At 69.3% G+C, this 15,868-nt stretch carries 13 protein-coding genes and 1 tRNA gene; 8 read left to right on the top strand and 6 right to left on the bottom strand.

Annotated elements, in window-relative coordinates; all coding sequences use genetic code 11:
* The first annotated feature begins 155 nt into the window (after positions 1-155).
* Together mepA and MTDSW087_RS04885 are read left to right on the top strand one after the other, a co-directional pair.
* Entirely contained in the window at positions 156-1,079 is a 924-nt protein-coding gene (gene mepA, locus MTDSW087_RS04890; protein WP_144760896.1) for a penicillin-insensitive murein endopeptidase, read from the top strand.
* A 70-nt stretch (positions 1,080-1,149) separates the two neighbouring features.
* The gene (locus MTDSW087_RS04885; RefSeq protein WP_144760893.1) at positions 1,150-1,746 is read left to right on the top strand and encodes a nitroreductase family protein; all 597 of its coding nucleotides are present in this window, start codon (positions 1,150-1,152) and stop codon (positions 1,744-1,746) included.
* 156 nt (positions 1,747-1,902) lie between these two features.
* On the opposite strand, the gene lon is transcribed toward MTDSW087_RS04885, so the two are convergent.
* The 5 genes from lon to MTDSW087_RS04860 all read right to left on the bottom strand — a co-directional run bounded on the left by lon (position 1,903) and on the right by MTDSW087_RS04860 (position 8,491).
* The gene (gene lon, locus MTDSW087_RS04880) at positions 1,903-4,323 is read right to left on the bottom strand and encodes an endopeptidase La (RefSeq protein ID WP_144760890.1); all 2,421 of its coding nucleotides are present in this window, start codon (positions 4,321-4,323) and stop codon (positions 1,903-1,905) included.
* Positions 4,324-4,608: 285 nt separating this feature from the next.
* Positions 4,609-5,880 carry an ATP-dependent Clp protease ATP-binding subunit ClpX gene (clpX, locus tag MTDSW087_RS04875; RefSeq protein WP_142582194.1) on the bottom strand — a complete coding sequence of 424 codons (1,272 nt, stop codon included), beginning with the start codon at positions 5,878-5,880 and terminating at the stop codon, positions 4,609-4,611.
* Positions 5,881-6,093: 213 nt separating this feature from the next.
* Positions 6,094-6,720 (bottom strand): ATP-dependent Clp protease proteolytic subunit, encoded by a 627-nt coding sequence (locus tag MTDSW087_RS04870; RefSeq protein ID WP_142582193.1) that lies wholly within the window; start codon positions 6,718-6,720, stop codon positions 6,094-6,096.
* 133 nt (positions 6,721-6,853) lie between these two features.
* Entirely contained in the window at positions 6,854-8,242 is a 1,389-nt protein-coding gene (tig, locus tag MTDSW087_RS04865; protein ID WP_144760887.1) for a trigger factor, read from the bottom strand.
* Positions 8,243-8,406: 164 nt separating this feature from the next.
* Positions 8,407-8,491, bottom strand: a tRNA-Leu gene (locus tag MTDSW087_RS04860).
* Between the two features lie 169 nt (positions 8,492-8,660).
* Here MTDSW087_RS04860 and MTDSW087_RS04855 point away from each other — a divergent pair.
* Positions 8,661-10,220, top strand: coding sequence for a multicopper oxidase family protein (locus MTDSW087_RS04855; RefSeq protein ID WP_144760884.1), 1,560 nt, complete (start codon positions 8,661-8,663; stop codon positions 10,218-10,220).
* A 4-nt stretch (positions 10,221-10,224) separates the two neighbouring features.
* On the opposite strand, the gene MTDSW087_RS04850 is transcribed toward MTDSW087_RS04855, so the two are convergent.
* Positions 10,225-11,748 (bottom strand): NAD(P)H-hydrate dehydratase, encoded by a 1,524-nt coding sequence (locus MTDSW087_RS04850; RefSeq protein ID WP_144760881.1) that lies wholly within the window; start codon positions 11,746-11,748, stop codon positions 10,225-10,227.
* A gap of 211 nt (positions 11,749-11,959) precedes the next feature.
* Between MTDSW087_RS04850 and MTDSW087_RS04845 the strand changes: the two genes are divergently transcribed.
* The 5 genes from MTDSW087_RS04845 to MTDSW087_RS04825 all read left to right on the top strand — a co-directional run bounded on the left by MTDSW087_RS04845 (position 11,960) and on the right by MTDSW087_RS04825 (position 15,811).
* The gene (locus tag MTDSW087_RS04845; protein ID WP_142584851.1) at positions 11,960-12,298 is read left to right on the top strand and encodes a P-II family nitrogen regulator; all 339 of its coding nucleotides are present in this window, start codon (positions 11,960-11,962) and stop codon (positions 12,296-12,298) included.
* 305 nt (positions 12,299-12,603) lie between these two features.
* On the top strand, positions 12,604-14,016 hold the full coding sequence (gene glnA, locus MTDSW087_RS04840; RefSeq protein ID WP_144760878.1) for a type I glutamate--ammonia ligase: 1,413 nt from the start codon (positions 12,604-12,606) through the stop codon (positions 14,014-14,016).
* Between the two features lie 173 nt (positions 14,017-14,189).
* A complete protein-coding gene (locus MTDSW087_RS04835; protein WP_144760875.1) occupies positions 14,190-14,528 on the top strand; it encodes a hypothetical protein in 339 nt (112 codons plus the stop codon).
* A 15-nt stretch (positions 14,529-14,543) separates the two neighbouring features.
* Complete coding sequence (locus MTDSW087_RS04830) at positions 14,544-15,182, top strand: VOC family protein (RefSeq protein ID WP_144760871.1); 639 nt, start codon at positions 14,544-14,546, stop codon at positions 15,180-15,182.
* A 50-nt stretch (positions 15,183-15,232) separates the two neighbouring features.
* Complete coding sequence (locus MTDSW087_RS04825; RefSeq protein WP_144760868.1) at positions 15,233-15,811, top strand: NADPH-dependent FMN reductase; 579 nt, start codon at positions 15,233-15,235, stop codon at positions 15,809-15,811.
* The last annotated feature ends 57 nt before the right edge of the window (positions 15,812-15,868 follow it).

Raw genomic sequence — 15,868 nt, 5'->3', positions numbered from 1 at the left:
CCCTCGGGCTCCCCTTGACGTCCTCTTGAAGTCCTCTTGGGGCATCCCTCGGGGCACCCCGCCCGAAAAACGCCCCGAGCGGACGCCACGTTCCGGCAAGCTTCAGCCGCTATACCGCCACGCTCCGACACGCCGCCGGGAGAGACGGACCTTCGATGCCGATCACGCCGCGCCTCCTCGCCGCCGCCCTCCTCGTCCTCGCTGCCGGCTCCGCCGCAGCGCAGGATCGCGGCACGCTGACCCCGAAGCCGCTGCCGCCGCTCGCCAATCCCGACGATCCCGCAACGCCGGCCAAGGCCCTGTTCGGCCGGGCCACCGGCCCCGCATCGGGGCCGGTGCGCGCCTACGGCTCCTACGCCAAGGGCTGCTTCGCGGGCGGCGAGGCGCTGCCCGTCGACGGCGCGCGCTGGCAGGTGATGCGGCTCTCGCGCAACCGGATGTGGGGCACGCCCTATCTCGTGGACTTCCTGGAGCGCTTCGCCGCCCAGGCGCCCCGGGTCGGCTGGCCGGGCCTCCTCGTCGGCGACATGTCGCAGCCCCGCGGCGGGCCGATGCTCACCGGCCACGCCTCGCACCAGCTCGGCCTCGACGCCGACGTCTGGCTGACGCCGATGCCGGACCGCCGCCTGACGCGGCAGGAGCGCGAGGAGATGTCTGCCACCAACGTGGTGCGCGCCGACCGGCTCGACATCGACACCGAGGCCTGGACGCCGCAGCACCTGCGCATCATCCGCCTCGCCGCCGAGCAGCCGGAGGTGGCGCGCCTCTTCGTCAACCCGGCGATCAAGAAGGCGCTCTGCCGCGAGAGCACGGGCAGCCGCTCCTGGCTCTCCAAGGTGCGCCCGATGTACGGGCACAACTACCATTTCCATATCCGCCTCGCCTGCCCGGACGGCCAGGGCGCCTGCGAGGACCAGGCGCCCCCGCCCGGCGGCGACGGCTGCGGCGAGGAACTCGCCTACTGGTTCAGCGACGCGGTGCTGAACCCGAAGCCGCCGAAGGTGAAGCCGAAGCCGAGGCCGCCGATGACCATGGCGGCGCTGCCCGCCGCCTGCCGGAGCGTGCTGAAGGCGCCTTGATTTTTCGGCGCGCGGTCCGATCCTCCGGTCACGCTCGCGCCCCGCGCGCGACGCCCACCGGAGACCGCCCGTGACCGAACCGACGCCCCGCCAGCCCGACCACGACATCGATCCGCGCTTCCTGGAGCGGCGCTCGCCGCGCGCCTTCAGCGGCGAGGCCCTGCCGGAAGCCGAGCTGCTGCGGATGATCGAGGCGGCACGCTGGGCGCCCTCCTCCTACAACTCCCAGCCCTGGCGCTTCCTCTACGCGCTGCGCGGGGACGCGCACTGGGACACGTTCTTCGGCCTGCTCGTGCCCGGCAACCAGAAATGGGTGGCCAATACGGGCGCGCTCCTGTTCCTCGTCTCGAACGGGCGGATGAAGGTCGGCGACGAGCTGAAGCCCTCCTACAGCCACTCCCTCGATACGGGCGCGGCCTCCCTCGCCTTCCAGCTCCAAGCGATCCGCCAGGGCTGGCACGCCCACGGCATGACGGGCTTCGACCAGGCCCGCGCCCCCGCGGTGCTGAACCTGCCCGAGCATCACCGCGTCGAGGCGGCCTACGCGGTCGGCCGGGCGATCCCCTGGGACCAGCTGAGCGACGAGCAGCGGGCCCGCGAGCAGCCGAACGGCCGCCGCCCCATCACCGACTTCACCCATGCGGGGCCGTTCCCGGCGCGGGACTGATCAGGCTGAATCGCGCGCCAGCAGCCGGGTCAGCCCCGGCCCGAGGCCGATGCTCTCGGCAGGGCACGTCCGGCTGGATCCGCGCGGCGAGGCCCGGCAGAAGGCCCCCGGAGCATGCTCCGGGGGCCGGTCTCAGGCTAGGCCTGACAGGGGGCTCTAGTGCGCCACGAAGGCGGCGCCGTCCTCGTCCCGGGCGGGCTTGGCCGCGGGCAGCGGCTCGTCCCACTCGATCGGCTCGGGCTGGCGAACCAGGGCCCGCTCCAGCACCTGGTCCATGCGCGCCACGGGCACGATCTCCAGCCCGTTCTTCACGCTGTCCGGCACCTCGGCGATGTCCTTGGCGTTCTCCTCCGGGATCAGCACCGTCTTGATGCCGCCGCGCAGCGCGGCGAGCAGCTTCTCCTTCAGGCCGCCGATCGGCAGCACCCGGCCGCGGAGCGTCACCTCGCCCGTCATCGCCACGTCGCGGCGCACCGGGATGCCGGTGAGCGTCGAGATGATGGCGGTCGCCATGGCGATGCCGGCGGACGGGCCGTCCTTCGGGGTCGCCCCCTCGGGAACGTGGACGTGGATGTCCCGGCGCTCGAAGAGCGGCGGCTCGATGCCGAAATCGAGGGCCCGCGAGCGGACATAGCTCGCCGCCGCCGAGATCGACTCCTTCATCACGTCCTTCAGGTTGCCCGTGACCGTCATCTTGCCCTTGCCGGGCATCATGACGCCCTCGATCGTCAGCAGCTCGCCGCCGACCTCGGTCCAGGCCAGACCCGTGACCACGCCGACCTGATCGTCCGCGTCGATCTCGCCGTAGCGGAACTTCGGCGGGCCGAGGAAGACGGGCAGGGTCTCGACGTTCACCACGACCTGCTTGACCTTGGTGATCAGGATCTCCTTCACCGCCTTGCGGATCAGGTTGGAGATCTCGCGCTCCAGGTTGCGCACGCCCGCCTCCCGCGTGTAGCGGCGGATGAGCATGAGCAGCCCTTCGTCGTCGACCGACCATTCCTTGGTGTCGAGGCCGTGCTTCTTGAGCGCGTTCGGGATCAGGTGCTTGCGCGCGATCTCGAGCTTCTCCTCCTCGGTGTAGCCGGCGATGCGAATCACCTCCATGCGGTCCATCAGGGGCGCAGGGATGTTGAGGGTGTTGGCCGTCGTCACGAACATCACGTTCGACAGGTCGTAATCGACCTCGAGGTAATGGTCGTTGAAGGTGCTGTTCTGCTCCGGATCCAGAACCTCGAGCAGGGCCGCCGACGGGTCGCCGCGGAAGTCCATGCCCATCTTGTCGATCTCGTCGAGCAGGATGAGCGGGTTCGAGGTCTTGGCCTTGCGCATCGACTGCACGATCTTGCCGGGCATCGAGCCGATATAGGTCCGGCGGTGACCGCGGATCTCGGCCTCGTCACGCACGCCGCCGAGCGACATGCGCACGAACTCGCGGCCCGTGGCCTTGGCGATCGACTTGCCGAGCGAGGTCTTGCCGACGCCGGGGGGGCCGACGAGGCAGAGGATCGGGCCGGTGAGCTTGTTCGCCCGCTGCTGCACGGCGAGGTACTCGATGATCCGCTCCTTGACCTTGTCGAGGCCGAAATGGTCCTCGTCGAGCAGCGCCTGGGCGCCGAGCAGGTCCTTCTTGATCTTCGAGCGCTTGCCCCACGGGATGCCGAGCATCCAGTCGAGGTAGTTGCGCACGACGGTGGCCTCGGCCGACATCGGCGACATCTGGCGCAGCTTCTTCAGCTCGGCGGTGGCCTTTTCGCGGGCCTCCTTCGAGAGCTTGGTCTTCTCGATCTTCTCCTCGAGCTCGGCCAGCTCGTCGCGACCGTCCTCGTCGCCGAGCTCCTTCTGGATGGCCTTCATCTGCTCGTTGAGGTAGTACTCGCGCTGGGTCTTCTCCATCTGCCGCTTGACGCGGGTCCGGATGCGCTTCTCCACCTGGAGGACCGAGATCTCGCTTTCCATCAGCGACAGCACGCGCTCCAGGCGCTGCGCCACCGTGGGGGTCTCCAGGATGCCCTGCTTGTCGGAGATCTTGACGAGCAGGTGCGAGCCGATCGTGTCGGCGAGCTTCGAGGGCTCGTCGATCTGGGTGACGGCGGAGACGACCTCGGGCGAGATCTTCTTGTTCAACTTGACGTAGTTCTCGAACTCCGAGAGCACGGAGCGGGCCAGAGCCTCGGCCTCGACCTTGTCGCCGAGCTCGTCGCGCAGGGCCTCGGCCTCGGCCTCGTAATACTCGTCCGAGCGGGTGAAACCGGTGAGCTTGGCGCGGCCGGCGCCCTCGACCAGCACCTTCACGGTGCCGTCGGGCAGCTTCAGGAGCTGCAGGACGGAGGCGAGCGTGCCGATCGTGTAGATGGCGTCGGTGGCCGGGTCGTCGTCGCCCGCGTTGATCTGGGTCGCGAGCAGGATGTGGCGGTCCGTGCGCACCGCCTCCTCAAGGGCGCGGATCGACTTCTCGCGCCCCACGAAGAGCGGCACGATCATGTGGGGGAACACCACGATGTCGCGCAGCGGCAGGACCGCGTAGGCCCCCGTCGAGCCCGGGACGACAGGCTGGCGCGATTTCGATTGAGTCATGACTGACTTCCTCATGATGGACGCCGGGCGGGTGCGCCTCCATCCGGGAGCGAGCACTGTGCGAGGCGCCGACCGGGCCGCGAGGGTCGGATAAAGGGACGTGGACTTTGCGGCTGGTGGCGCGGCACCGTCCCCCGAAGGTGGGCTGACGGCCACCGCGCTAAGCCTCAGGTGATGTGCGGCGGCGCCGGTTTCAAGATGCCGCCGCCTCCGCCACGGAGGCGGCAGGATCCGGATTCGGCCTGCCCCCTCAAGGCGTTATGCATGCGCTACGAGCAGCCCGGCCTAGGCGCTGACGCTCGCCGGCGCTTCCTTGTTGCGGTCGCCGTGGATGTAGAGCGGGCGCGACTTGCCCTCGACCACCTCCGGCCCGATCACGACCTGCTCGACCGAGTCGAGACCCGGCAGATCGTACATCGTGTCGAGGAGGATCGTCTCCAGGATGGAGCGCAGGCCGCGGGCACCGGTCTTGCGCTCGATCGCCTTGCGGGCGACGAGCGAGAGCGCCTCGTCCTGGAAGGTCAGGTCGACGTTCTCCATCTCGAACAGGCGCTGGTACTGCTTGACGAGCGCGTTCTTCGGCTCCTGCAGGATCTTCTTCAGCGCGGCCTCGTCGAGATCCTCCAGCGTCGCCAGCACCGGCAGACGGCCGACGAACTCGGGGATGAGGCCGAACTTCAGGAGGTCCTCCGGCTCCACCGAGCGGAAGATCTCGCCGGTGCGGCGGTCGTCGGGCGCCTGCACGCTCGCGCCGAAGCCGATCGAGGTGCCCTTGCCGCGCTGGGAGATGATCCGCTCCAGCCCCGCGAAGGCGCCGCCGCAGATGAACAGGATGTTGGTGGTGTCGACCTGCAGGAACTCCTGCTGCGGGTGCTTGCGGCCGCCCTGCGGGGGCACGGAGGCGACGGTGCCCTCCATGATCTTCAGGAGCGCCTGCTGCACGCCCTCGCCCGAGACGTCGCGGGTGATCGAGGGGTTGTCCGACTTGCGGGAGATCTTGTCGATCTCGTCGATGTAGACGATGCCGCGCTGCGCCCGCTCGACGTTGTAGTCCGAGGCCTGGAGCAGTTTGAGGATGATGTTCTCGACGTCCTCGCCGACATAGCCGGCCTCGGTCAGCGTCGTCGCATCCGCCATGGTGAAGGGCACGTCGAGGATGCGGGCCAGCGTCTGGGCGAGCAGCGTCTTGCCGGAGCCGGTCGGCCCGATCAGCATGATGTTGGACTTCGCGAGCTCGACGTCGTTGTGCTTCGTCGCGTGGGCCAGCCGCTTGTAGTGGTTGTGCACCGCCACCGAGAGGACCTTCTTGGCGAAGTCCTGGCCGATGACGTAGTCGTCGAGGACGCGCCGGATCTCCTTCGGCGTGGGCACGCCGTCACGGCTCTTGACCAGCGAGGACTTCGATTCCTCGCGGATGATGTCCATACACAGCTCGACGCACTCGTCGCAGATGAACACCGTCGGGCCCGCGATCAGCTTGCGGACCTCGTGCTGGCTCTTGCCGCAAAACGAGCAGTACAGCGTGCTCTTGGAGTCGTTGCCGCCAGTCTTGCTCATATCGGTCTCCGATCGTGTCGTGCGCTGCCAGCCCGGGGCGCACGCGCATCGTTCACAGGTAAGGGAATCCGCTTAAAGAAAAAGTCACCTGCGCGCTTGTGACGGCTCCTCCCGGATCGCCGATGCAAACACGCTGCCGTGGCGGGATCAAGGCCATGGCGGGCGTGCCCTCAGCCGGCAAACGCGGTCGAGGGCACGCGGGGTTCCGTCGCCTCAGGCCGCGGCGGGCTCGGGCCGCTTGTGGATCACCTCGTCCACCAGTCCGAACTCCTTGGCCGCGTCGGCGGTCATGAAGTTGTCGCGCTCCAGCGCCTGATGGATGGTGTCGTAGTCGCGGCCCGTGTGCTTCACGTAGATCTCGTTGAGGCGGCGCTTCAGCGCCTCGATCTCGCGGGCATGGATCAGGATGTCGGTGGCCTGGCCCTGGAAGCCGCCGGAGGGCTGGTGCACCATGATCCGGGCGTTGGGCAGGGCGAAGCGGTGGCCGGGCTCGCCGGCGGCCAGCAGCAGCGAGCCCATCGAGGCGGCCTGGCCGACGCAGAGCGTCGTCACCGGGCAGCGGATGAACTGCATGGTGTCGTAGATCGACAGGCCGGAGGTGACCACGCCGCCCGGCGAGTTGATGTAGAAGGAGATTTCCTTCTTGGGGTTCTCCGCCTCCAGGAAGAGCAGCTGCGCCACGATCAGCGAGGCGCCCTGATCCTCGACCGGTCCGGTCAGGAAGATGATCCGCTCGCGGAGCAGGCGGGAATAGATGTCGAAGGCGCGCTCGCCGCGGCTCGACTGCTCGACCACCATGGGCACGAGCGCGCTGTTGTAGAAGTCGACCGGATCTCTCATCACGTCCTGCCCCAGGGCTCCAAGGGGCCCGGCGCCGCGAATCACGCGGCGGCCGGGCATGTCAGCGAACACCGGCGGTGCTTAAACGCCGCCTAACGATACAGCCCGCTGCCAATCAGGACAGACGCCGGGCTTAGTCGGCCTTCGACTCGGTCGAGGCCTCGGCGCCGTCGGCTTCCGCATCCTCGTCGGCGAACAGCGCCTCCTTCGAGACGGGTTCCTCGACCAGTTTGACCTGCGAGAGAACGTGGTCAACCACCTTCTCCTCGAACAGGGGCGCACGAAGCTCGGCCAGCGCCTGGGCGTTCTTCCGGTAGAAGTCCCAGACCTGCTGCTCCTGGCCCGGGAACTGCCGGACCCGGGCGATGAGGGCCTGGTTTACCTCCTCGTCGGAGACCTTGATATCGGCGCTCTCGCCGACCTGCGCAAGCACCAGACCGAGCCGCACGCGGCGCTCGGCGATCTTGCGGTACTCGGCCTGCGAGGCCTCCTCGGTGGTGCCCTCGTCCTCGAAGCTCTTGCCGCGGGTCTTCAGGTCCTGCTCGACCTGCGCCCAGACGTTGGCGAATTCCTGGGCCACCAGCGAGGGCGGCAGGTCGAAGGCGTACTTGCCGTCCAGCGCGTCGAGGAGCGCCTTCTTGAGCTTGCGCCGCGAGGCCGCCTCGTAATCCGAGCCGATCGCCTGGGAGATCGCCTCCTTCAGCTTGTCGAGGCTCTCCAGGCCGAGGTTCTTGGCGAGCTCGTCGTCGATCTTGGCCTCGCCCGGGGTCTGGATCGCGGTGACGGTGACGTCGAACTCGGCATCCTTGCCGGCGAGGGCCTCGGCGCCGTAGGCCTCCGGGAAGGTCGCCTTGACGACGCGGGCTTCGCCGACCTTGGCGCCGACGAGCTGGTCCTCGAAGCCCGGGATGAAGGTGTTCGAGCCGAGCTCCAGGTCGATGCCCTCGCCCTTGCCGCCCTCGAACGCGATGCCGTCGATGCGGCCGACGAAGTCGATGGTAACGCGGTCGCCGCTCGCGGCCTCCTCACCCTCGGCGCGCGCGCTGAACGGCCGGGTCTGGCCGGCCATGCGGTCGAGCGCCTCCTTGACCTCCTCGTCGGAGGGCTTGGCCACGAACTTGGTCAGGCTCACGTCCGAGAGGTCGGCGAGCTCGAAGGTCGGCAGCACCTCGAGGTTCACCTTGAAGGCGAAGTCGCCCTTGGCCTCGAGCGCCTTCTCGACCTCGGCCTTGTCCTCGGGGAACTCGACCTGGGGCTCGAGGGCGAGCTTGAGGTTGTTGTCGGTGATGATCTTCTGGTTGGCCTCGTTCACCGCGTTCTGGACGACCTCGGCCATCACCGAGCGGCCATAGACCTTGCGCAGGTGCGCCACCGGCACCTTGCCCGGGCGGAAGCCCTTGAGCTGCACCTTGTCCTTGAGGCCCGTGAGCTCGGAATTCAGGCGATCCTCGAGGTCCTTGGCCGGGAGCAGAACCTGAAACTCACGCTTCAGCCCCTCGGAATGTGTCTCGGTCACCTGCATCGTCGTCGCTCTCAAAAACGGTCCGTGTGGTCGGGTCTTAAACGAATCTGCGGCGCCGTTTCGGGCGCGCATCGGGGCGGCGGATGCGGGCGGGGCGTGCGGTACGGGTCGGCGGTCGGCGTCCCTCGCGAGGCTGAAGCCGATACCGGTCCCTGCGGCGGTGCTGGTGCGGGCGGAGGGGCTCGAACCCCCACGTCTTGCGACACTGGAACCTAAATCCAGCGCGTCTACCAGTTCCGCCACGCCCGCGCGCGCCGACGCCCGGCGCGAATCCGGCCGCCGGAGGGCGGCTCTATAGCACGCGCGCCGCGGCAAGCAGCAAAAAACTTGCGGGCTGTGGCGGCGGTGGCGCCGGAGGGGCACGGCGGCTACAAGCGGCGGCCCCGACCGCGCAAGGATTCCGATGCCGCCTCGCCAGATGCCGCCTCGCACCGTGTCACCTTGCCAGACGCCACCTTGCGACGCGCCGCCATCCGTCGAGGGGGGGCCCGCGGGGGTGCCGACGCGCCGCGCCCTGCTCGGCGGGGCGGCCGCGCTCGGCCTGCTGCCGGGCGGCGCGCTGGCGCAGGCGGCTAAGCCCGCCGCGAAGGACGCCCCCAAGCCCGACGCCCCCAAGGCCGACGCCCCGAAGCCGGAGGCGGCGCCCAAGGCGCCGGCCCGCCCCCTCGTCGCCGGGCCGGGCAAGCTCCGCCTGCGCGAGGAGCCGGCCGCCGAGACCGCGTCGTGGTGCTTCGACGGCAAGGCCGCGCCGCCGGTGCTGCGGATCAAGCTCGGCGAGGAGCTGCGCGTGCGGGTCGAGAACCGCACCGACAAGCCGCTCTCGCTGCACTGGCACGGGGTGCGCAACCGCAACGCCATGGACGGCGTCGGCGGCGTCACCCAGGCGCCGATCGCGCCAGGCGCCGACTTCACCTACGCCTTCACGCCCCCCGATGCCGGCACCTTCCTGGTGCGCCCCCTCGTGGTCGGCGGGTCGAGCGAGCCCTCGGGCCGGGGCCTCGCGGGGATGCTCATCGTGGAGGAGAAGGCGCCGCCCGCGGTCGATGCCGACGTGGCGCTCCTCGTGCAGGACTGGCGCCTCGAGGCCGACGCGAGCCTGATGCCGTTCGGGCAGACGCTCTTCGCCGCCTCGAACGGCCGCCTCGGCAACCTCGTCACCGTCAACGGCCGCCCGGTCCCCGACGGCTTCGAGGCGCGCCCGGGCTCGCGCATACGCGTACGCCTTGCCAACGCTTGCAACGCCCGAGGCACCCGCATCCGCTTCGAAGGCCTGAAAGTCTACGTCGCCGCCGTGGACGGGCAGCCGACGGACACGTTCGAACCGCTGCGCGCCACCCTGCCCTTCCCGCCGGGCACGCGCTACGATCTCCTGGTCGACCTGCCCCCAGAGCCAGGCGCCAAGGGGTCGATCAGCGCGCTGATCGGCCAGGGCCTTGCGTTGGCGAGCGTCGTCACCAAGGGCGAGCCCGTCTCCGAGAAGCGCGGCCCGATCGCCCCGATCGGCGAGAACAAGCTGCTCCCGGCCGAGATCAAGCTCCAGAACGCGATGCGACGGGATGTGATCATCACCGGCGGGGCCGTGGCGCCGAAGGATGCGGCCAAGGACACACCGAAGGACAAACCGCCGGCGGAGCCGGTCTTCACGGGCGACCCGGCCAAGGTCTGGTCGGTGAACGGGGCGAGCGGCACGGTGGGCCTCGCGCCGATCTTCTCGGTGAAGCGCGGGCAGGTGGTGGTGCTGGCGTTACGCAACGATACTGCCTTCCCACAGGGCCTGCACCTGCACGGCCATGTCTTCCGCCTGCTCCACCCGCTCGACGACGGCTGGGAGCCTTACTGGCTCGACACCTTCCAGCTCCTCGAGGGCCGCACCGCCCGCATCGCCTTCCTCGCTGACAATCCCGGGCGCTGGCTGATCAGCGCCACGGTGCTGGAGCGCTTCGACACGGGCCTGTGGACCTGCTTCGAGGTCACCTGAGCGATCACCGCCCCAGGCGAGACAGCAGCTCGGCGAGCACCTGCGGCATCAGCTCCGGGATGTCCTCGGCAATGAGTCCCGGCCCGTGGCGCAGGCCGGCATCGCCGTGGAGCCACACGCCGGCGCAGGCAGCCTCGAACGGCGCCATGCCCTGCGCAAGCAGCCCCGCGATCAGGCCGCCGAGCACGTCTCCCGCCCCCGCCGTGCCGAGCCAGGGCGTTGCGTGGTCGTTGATCGCGACGCGCCCGTCGGGATCCGCGACCACGGTATCGGCCCCCTTGAGCACCACCACGGCGCCGCTGAGCGCGGCGGCACGGCGCGCCCGCTCGACCTTGCCGAGCCCCTCCTCAACCGCATCGGTCCCGGCGAAGAGCCGGGCGAACTCGCCCGCATGCGGGGTGACCACAGCCCGCGCCTCCCCATCCCGAATGTAGCCGGCCAGCGTCGCGGCCTGACCCTTGAAGCTCGTCAGCGCGTCCGCGTCGAGGACGAGGGCGCGGCCCGCGGAGGCCGCCACCATCACACGCTCCTGGGTCGGCTCGCCGCTGCCAAGGCCGGGGCCGAGCAGCACCGCATTCAGGCGCTCGTCGGTGAGGAGGTCGTCGAGGTCGTCGGCGCTCTCGCAAGGGCGCAGCATGATCGCGGTGAGCTGCGCGGCGTTCTCGGCCAGCGCGTCGGCGGGCGAGGCCACAGTGACGAGTCCGGCGCCCACCCTCAGCGCCCCGCGGGCAGCGAGCCGGGCTGCGCCGGTGCGCCAAGCCGGCCCCGACAACACTAGGGCGTGGCCGCGCGTGTATTTGTGGCTCTCCCCCGTCAGGTGCGGGAAGCCCGCCCCCCAGAGTTCTGGCCCGTTGCGGAAGAGCGCGGGGCAGCCTGCCAGCCCGGCGGAGAGCGCCGCCGCACCGGTGCCGATATCGGCACAGTGCAGGGCACCGCACAGACTCCGGCCCGGCTGGAGCAGGTGGCCGGGCTTGAGCGCGACGAAGGTCACCGTCTCGGCGGCCTGGATCGCGACGCCGCGCACCGCGCCGGTATCGCCGTCGAGCCCGCTTGGCACGTCGACGGCAAGGACGGGGAGGCGGGAGGCGTTCACCCGCTCGACCAGGGCGCGTGCCTCGCCATCGAGGTCGCGCGAGAGGCCGGCCCCGAACAGGGCGTCGATCACGAGACCGCAGGGCGGCAGCACGTCCGGCGCACCCTCGCGCACCCGCCCGGCCCAGGCTGCGGCGGCACCGGCCGCATCCCCGGAGAGCCCGTCGCGGCGCCCCAGCAGGACCACCTCCACGGCGAAGCCCGCCTTCGCGAGATGGCGCGCGGCCACGAAGCCGTCGCCGCCATTGTTGCCGGGCCCGCACAGGACGAGGACGGAGCCCCCCTCCCGCCCGCCTTCGGTGAGCAGCACGCGGGCGCGCGCGGCCACCGCGGCTCCAGCCCGCTCCATCAGCGTGAGGCCGGGCGTCCCGGCCGCGATTGCCGCCGCATCCACCCGCCGCATTGCCTCGACCGTCAGCAGCCGCGCACCTATCATCGATCCCTCATCGCCACCGAAAGCCTTGCCTGCCTGTCGCCCAGCGCCTGCCGCGAAAACAGGCTGCCGCAGGCAGCCTGCCGAAACCTTGTGCGGGAGGCGCCCGTTCGATAGGCCGTTTTCCCAGCGCCATCCGGAAATCGCCGTGGCGAAGGCGATGGCGCGGTGTTAGAAATCCGTCACGGCACGGTGCAAGTCAGGCCCTTTCCGGATGAAGAAGATCGAAGCGATCATCAAGCCCTTCAAGCTCGACGAGGTGAAGGAGGCGCTGCAGGAAGTTGGCCTGCAGGGCATCACCGTCATCGAGGCGAAAGGATTCGGCCGCCAGAAGGGGCACACGGAACTCTACCGCGGCGCCGAGTACGTGGTCGACTTCCTGCCGAAGGTGAAGCTCGAGATCGTGCTCTCCGACAATCTCGTCGAGGGCGCCGTCGAGGCGATCCGCAAGTCAGCCCAGACCGGCCGCATCGGCGACGGCAAGATTTTCGTCTCCACCATCGAGGAGGCGATTCGCATCCGGACCGGCGAGACCGGCGCGGACGCCATCTGAAGCGTCTCCCGGCGCCCGCGCGCGCCGAATCCGCCCCGATCAATCCCGGCCCGGGCCGCGCCGCGCGATCCGGCTCGACAGGGTTGGGCATTCGTCATCATGCAGCACAGCGGAGCCGACCCCGAGAAGCGAGGCCGGTCAAGGGCTTAATGCCAGCGCAGCATCCGCCCGCTCCCGAAATGCCTCTAGCCTTGCGCCATCCCCGCCTGTAATGCCGCCCGGGCAAGGACCTACGCACTTCGCTCGGCCGCCCGGCCGTGTGGGGCAGACTCGGCGCAGGCCCGGACTGAAGGAGATTCCTAGGGATGGCAAAGACCGCAGCGGATGTCCTGAGGGAGATCAAGGACAACGACGTCAAGTATGTGGACTTCCGGTTCACGGACCCGCGGGGCAAATGGCAGCACGTCACCTTCGACGTCTCGCTCGTCGACGACGAGATCTTCCAGGACGGCACCATGTTCGACGGTTCGTCGATCGCTGGCTGGAAGGCGATCAACGAGTCCGACATGCTGCTGATGCCGGACCCGGTCACCGCCTGTATGGATCCGTTCTTCTCGGCCTCCACTATGTCGATCGTCTGCGACGTGCTGGAGCCCTCGACAGGCCAGCCCTACTCGCGCGACCCGCGCTCGACCGCCAAGCTCGCCGAGGCCTATCTGCGCCAGACCGGCATCGGTGACACGATCTTCGTCGGCCCCGAGGCCGAGTTCTTCGTCTTCGACGACGTGAAGTTCGGCGCCGACCCCTACCATACCGGCTTCCAGCTCGACTCCACCGAGTTGCCGACCAACGGCTTCACCGACTACGAGGGCGGCAACCTCGGCCATCGGGTCCAGACCAAGGGCGGCTACTTCCCGGTACCGCCGCAGGATTCGGCGCAGGACATGCGCGGCGAGATGCTGGCCGCCATGCAGTCGATGGGTGTGAAGGTCGAGAAGCACCACCACGAGGTCGCGTCTGCCCAGCACGAGCTCGGCATGAAGTTCGACACGCTCACCCTCCTCGCCGACCACATGCAGGTCTACAAGTACTGCATCCACAACGTGGCGCAGAGCTACGGCAAGTCGGCGACCTTCATGCCGAAGCCCGTCTACGGCGACAACGGCTCGGGCATGCACGTGCACCAGTCGATCTGGAAGAACGGCAAGCCGCTCTTCGCGGGCGACAAGTACGCCGATCTCAGCCAGGAATGTCTCTGGTACATCGGTGGCATCATCAAGCACGCCAAGGCGCTGAACGCCTTCACCAACCCGTCGACCAACTCCTACAAGCGTCTGGTGCCGGGCTACGAGGCCCCCGTGCTGCTGGCCTACTCGGCCCGCAACCGCTCGGCCTCCTGCCGCATCCCGTGGACGACGAACCCGAAGGCCAAGCGCGTTGAGGTCCGCTTCCCCGATCCGATGGCGAACCCCTACCTCGCCTTCTCGGCCCTGCTGATGGCCGGCCTCGACGGCATCATCAACAAGATCGATCCCGGCCCGGCCATGGACAAGGATCTCTACGACCTGCCCCCGCGCGAGCTGAAGAAGATCCCGACTGTCTGCGGCTCGCTGCGCGAGGCCCTGCAGAACCTCGACAAGGACCGCGCCTTCCTCAAGGCCGGCGGCGTGTTCTCGGACGACCAGATCGACTCGTTCATCGAGCTGAAGATGACCGAGGTGATGCGCTACGAGATGACCCCGCACCCGATCGAGTTCGTGCAGTACTACTCGCTCTGATCGAGCCGGACCGGGCGGCGACGCCCGGCCTGTCGGACGGATCCGCGACGCCGGGGCCTCGGACGAGGCTCCGGCGTTTCGCGTTCTGAACGGCACGTCGTCGCGCGATTGCAGATCGGCCGAAATTCCTATCCAAAGATTCGGACGATGATCGCTGGATCCGACCCTTTACGATGGAACAGAGAACGAAGAAGCGGAACCGGGCGAAGCGACGGCTCGGCCGCCTGCCGCCGACGCCGGAATTCTCGTGTTTCGGTCTGCTTTTCCATCAGGATATCCTTCTCGACCACGCAACGTTCGAGGAGGCGGCATTGCATGTCATCGCGGGCTTCAAGGGCGAGGAGCAGTGGAGGCTGCGCGACTTCATCGGGCGGATTCTGGAGAGCGACTTGTCGCCCGAAGAACTGAGCAAGCTCTGGGACCTGACGGGATCCGATTGGAAATTCTTCGATGCGCAGGGGTTTCGCGAGTTCCTGGCGTTCGTGCACGATCGGCTGCGCAAGGGGCTGTAGCACCGGGAGACCCGCATGCCCGTCCTCGACCACCTCGCCGTCGTGGCCCCCACCCTCGCGGAAGGGCTCGCCCATATCCGCGAGAGACTCGGCCTCGACATCCCCGAGGGCGGGCGCCACCGCGAGATGGGCACGCGCAACCACCTGCTGCGGCTCGGCGACGCGCTCTTCCTCGAAGTGATCGCCGTCGATTCCGAAGCGCCTCCTCCCGCCCGGCCGCGCTGGTTCGGCCTCGACGACGCGGCAGCGATCCGCGCCGACTGGGAGGCCGGGCGGCGCCTCAGGGCCTTCGTCGCCCGCACGGACGACCTCGACGGCCTGCTCGCCCGGCATCCCGGCCTGTTCGGCACGCCCCTGCGCATGAGCCGCGGCAGCCTCGCCTGGCGCTTCGCGCTGCGCGACGACGGCACCCTGCCGCTCGGCGGCCTGCTGCCCTGCCTGATGGATTGGGGCCCGAGCGGCAACCCGGCCCGCGCCATGCCCGATCTCGGCGCGCGGCTCACAGCCTTCCGCCTGGAGCATCCCGAGCCGGAACGGGCCGCGGACCTCCATCGCGCTATCGGCCTCAGCGGCGGGCCAGAGATCCGCGCGGGGGCCGCGCTCCGCCTCGTCGCAGACATCGCGACGCCCGGAGGACCGCGCACCCTGTCCTGAAAGGCGGGCGCAGGTCTATGCTTCGGCCGGCCCGGCCTCAGGAGATGCCCATGTCCCTCGTCGTCCCCGTGATCCTCGGCTCCGTGCGCTCCGACCGGCAGGGGATCCGCGCCGCCCGCTTCCTCGTCGGCGCGCTTGAATCCCGCGGGCACCAGGCACCACTGGTCGATCCAGCCGAGCTGAAGCTCCCGCTCCTCGACCGGATGTACAAGGAATATCCGAAGGGCGGGGCGCCCGAGCCCCTGGAGCGGCTGGCCGGCCTCTACACCCGCGCCGACGCCTTCGTCGTGGTCTCGGGCGAGTACAACCACTCGATCCCGCCGGGCCTGTCGAACACCCTCGACCACTTCCTGGAAGAGTATTTCTGGCGCCCCTCGGCGATCTGCTGTTACTCGGCCGGACAATATGGCGGCGTGCGCGCGGCGATGCAGCTGCGCGCCATGCTGGGCGAGCTCGGCATGCCGAGCATCCCCTCGCTCCTGCCGATCCCGCGCATCGGCAAGGCCCTGAGCGAACAGGGCGAGCCCGCCGAGGAATGGCTGAGGAAGGCGGCCGGCCGCTTCCTCGACGAGCTGACTTGGTACGCCGAGGCCCTGCGCGACAAGCGTCAGGGCGGCACGCCGTACTGAGGCGGCATCATTCCCGCGCGTCACCTGTTGAGGAGCGCGGGCCCCAAGTTGCCGTGG

Source organism: Methylobacterium dankookense, assembly GCF_902141855.1.
GTDB lineage: Bacteria > Pseudomonadota > Alphaproteobacteria > Rhizobiales > Beijerinckiaceae > Methylobacterium > Methylobacterium dankookense.
This window is presented reverse-complemented; position numbering and strand designations above follow the sequence as displayed.

What these genes read in the sequence shown, in the direction of transcription:
- MTDSW087_RS04855 (WP_144760884.1), top strand. Translation starts at nt 8,661, where the DNA reads ATGCCGCCTCGCACCGTGTCACCTTGCCAGACGCCACCTTGCGACGCG.
- mepA (WP_144760896.1), top strand. Translation starts at nt 156, where the DNA reads ATGCCGATCACGCCGCGCCTCCTCGCCGCCGCCCTCCTCGTCCTCGCT.
- tig (WP_144760887.1), bottom strand. Translation starts at nt 8,242, where the DNA reads ATGCAGGTGACCGAGACACATTCCGAGGGGCTGAAGCGTGAGTTTCAG.
- MTDSW087_RS04845 (WP_142584851.1), top strand. Translation starts at nt 11,960, where the DNA reads ATGAAGAAGATCGAAGCGATCATCAAGCCCTTCAAGCTCGACGAGGTG.
- MTDSW087_RS04830 (WP_144760871.1), top strand. Translation starts at nt 14,544, where the DNA reads ATGCCCGTCCTCGACCACCTCGCCGTCGTGGCCCCCACCCTCGCGGAA.
- MTDSW087_RS04835 (WP_144760875.1), top strand. Translation starts at nt 14,190, where the DNA reads ATGGAACAGAGAACGAAGAAGCGGAACCGGGCGAAGCGACGGCTCGGC.
- clpX (WP_142582194.1), bottom strand. Translation starts at nt 5,880, where the DNA reads ATGAGCAAGACTGGCGGCAACGACTCCAAGAGCACGCTGTACTGCTCG.
- lon (WP_144760890.1), bottom strand. Translation starts at nt 4,323, where the DNA reads ATGACTCAATCGAAATCGCGCCAGCCTGTCGTCCCGGGCTCGACGGGG.
- MTDSW087_RS04825 (WP_144760868.1), top strand. Translation starts at nt 15,233, where the DNA reads ATGTCCCTCGTCGTCCCCGTGATCCTCGGCTCCGTGCGCTCCGACCGG.
- glnA (WP_144760878.1), top strand. Translation starts at nt 12,604, where the DNA reads ATGGCAAAGACCGCAGCGGATGTCCTGAGGGAGATCAAGGACAACGAC.
- MTDSW087_RS04870 (WP_142582193.1), bottom strand. Translation starts at nt 6,720, where the DNA reads ATGAGAGATCCGGTCGACTTCTACAACAGCGCGCTCGTGCCCATGGTG.
- MTDSW087_RS04850 (WP_144760881.1), bottom strand. Translation starts at nt 11,748, where the DNA reads ATGATAGGTGCGCGGCTGCTGACGGTCGAGGCAATGCGGCGGGTGGAT.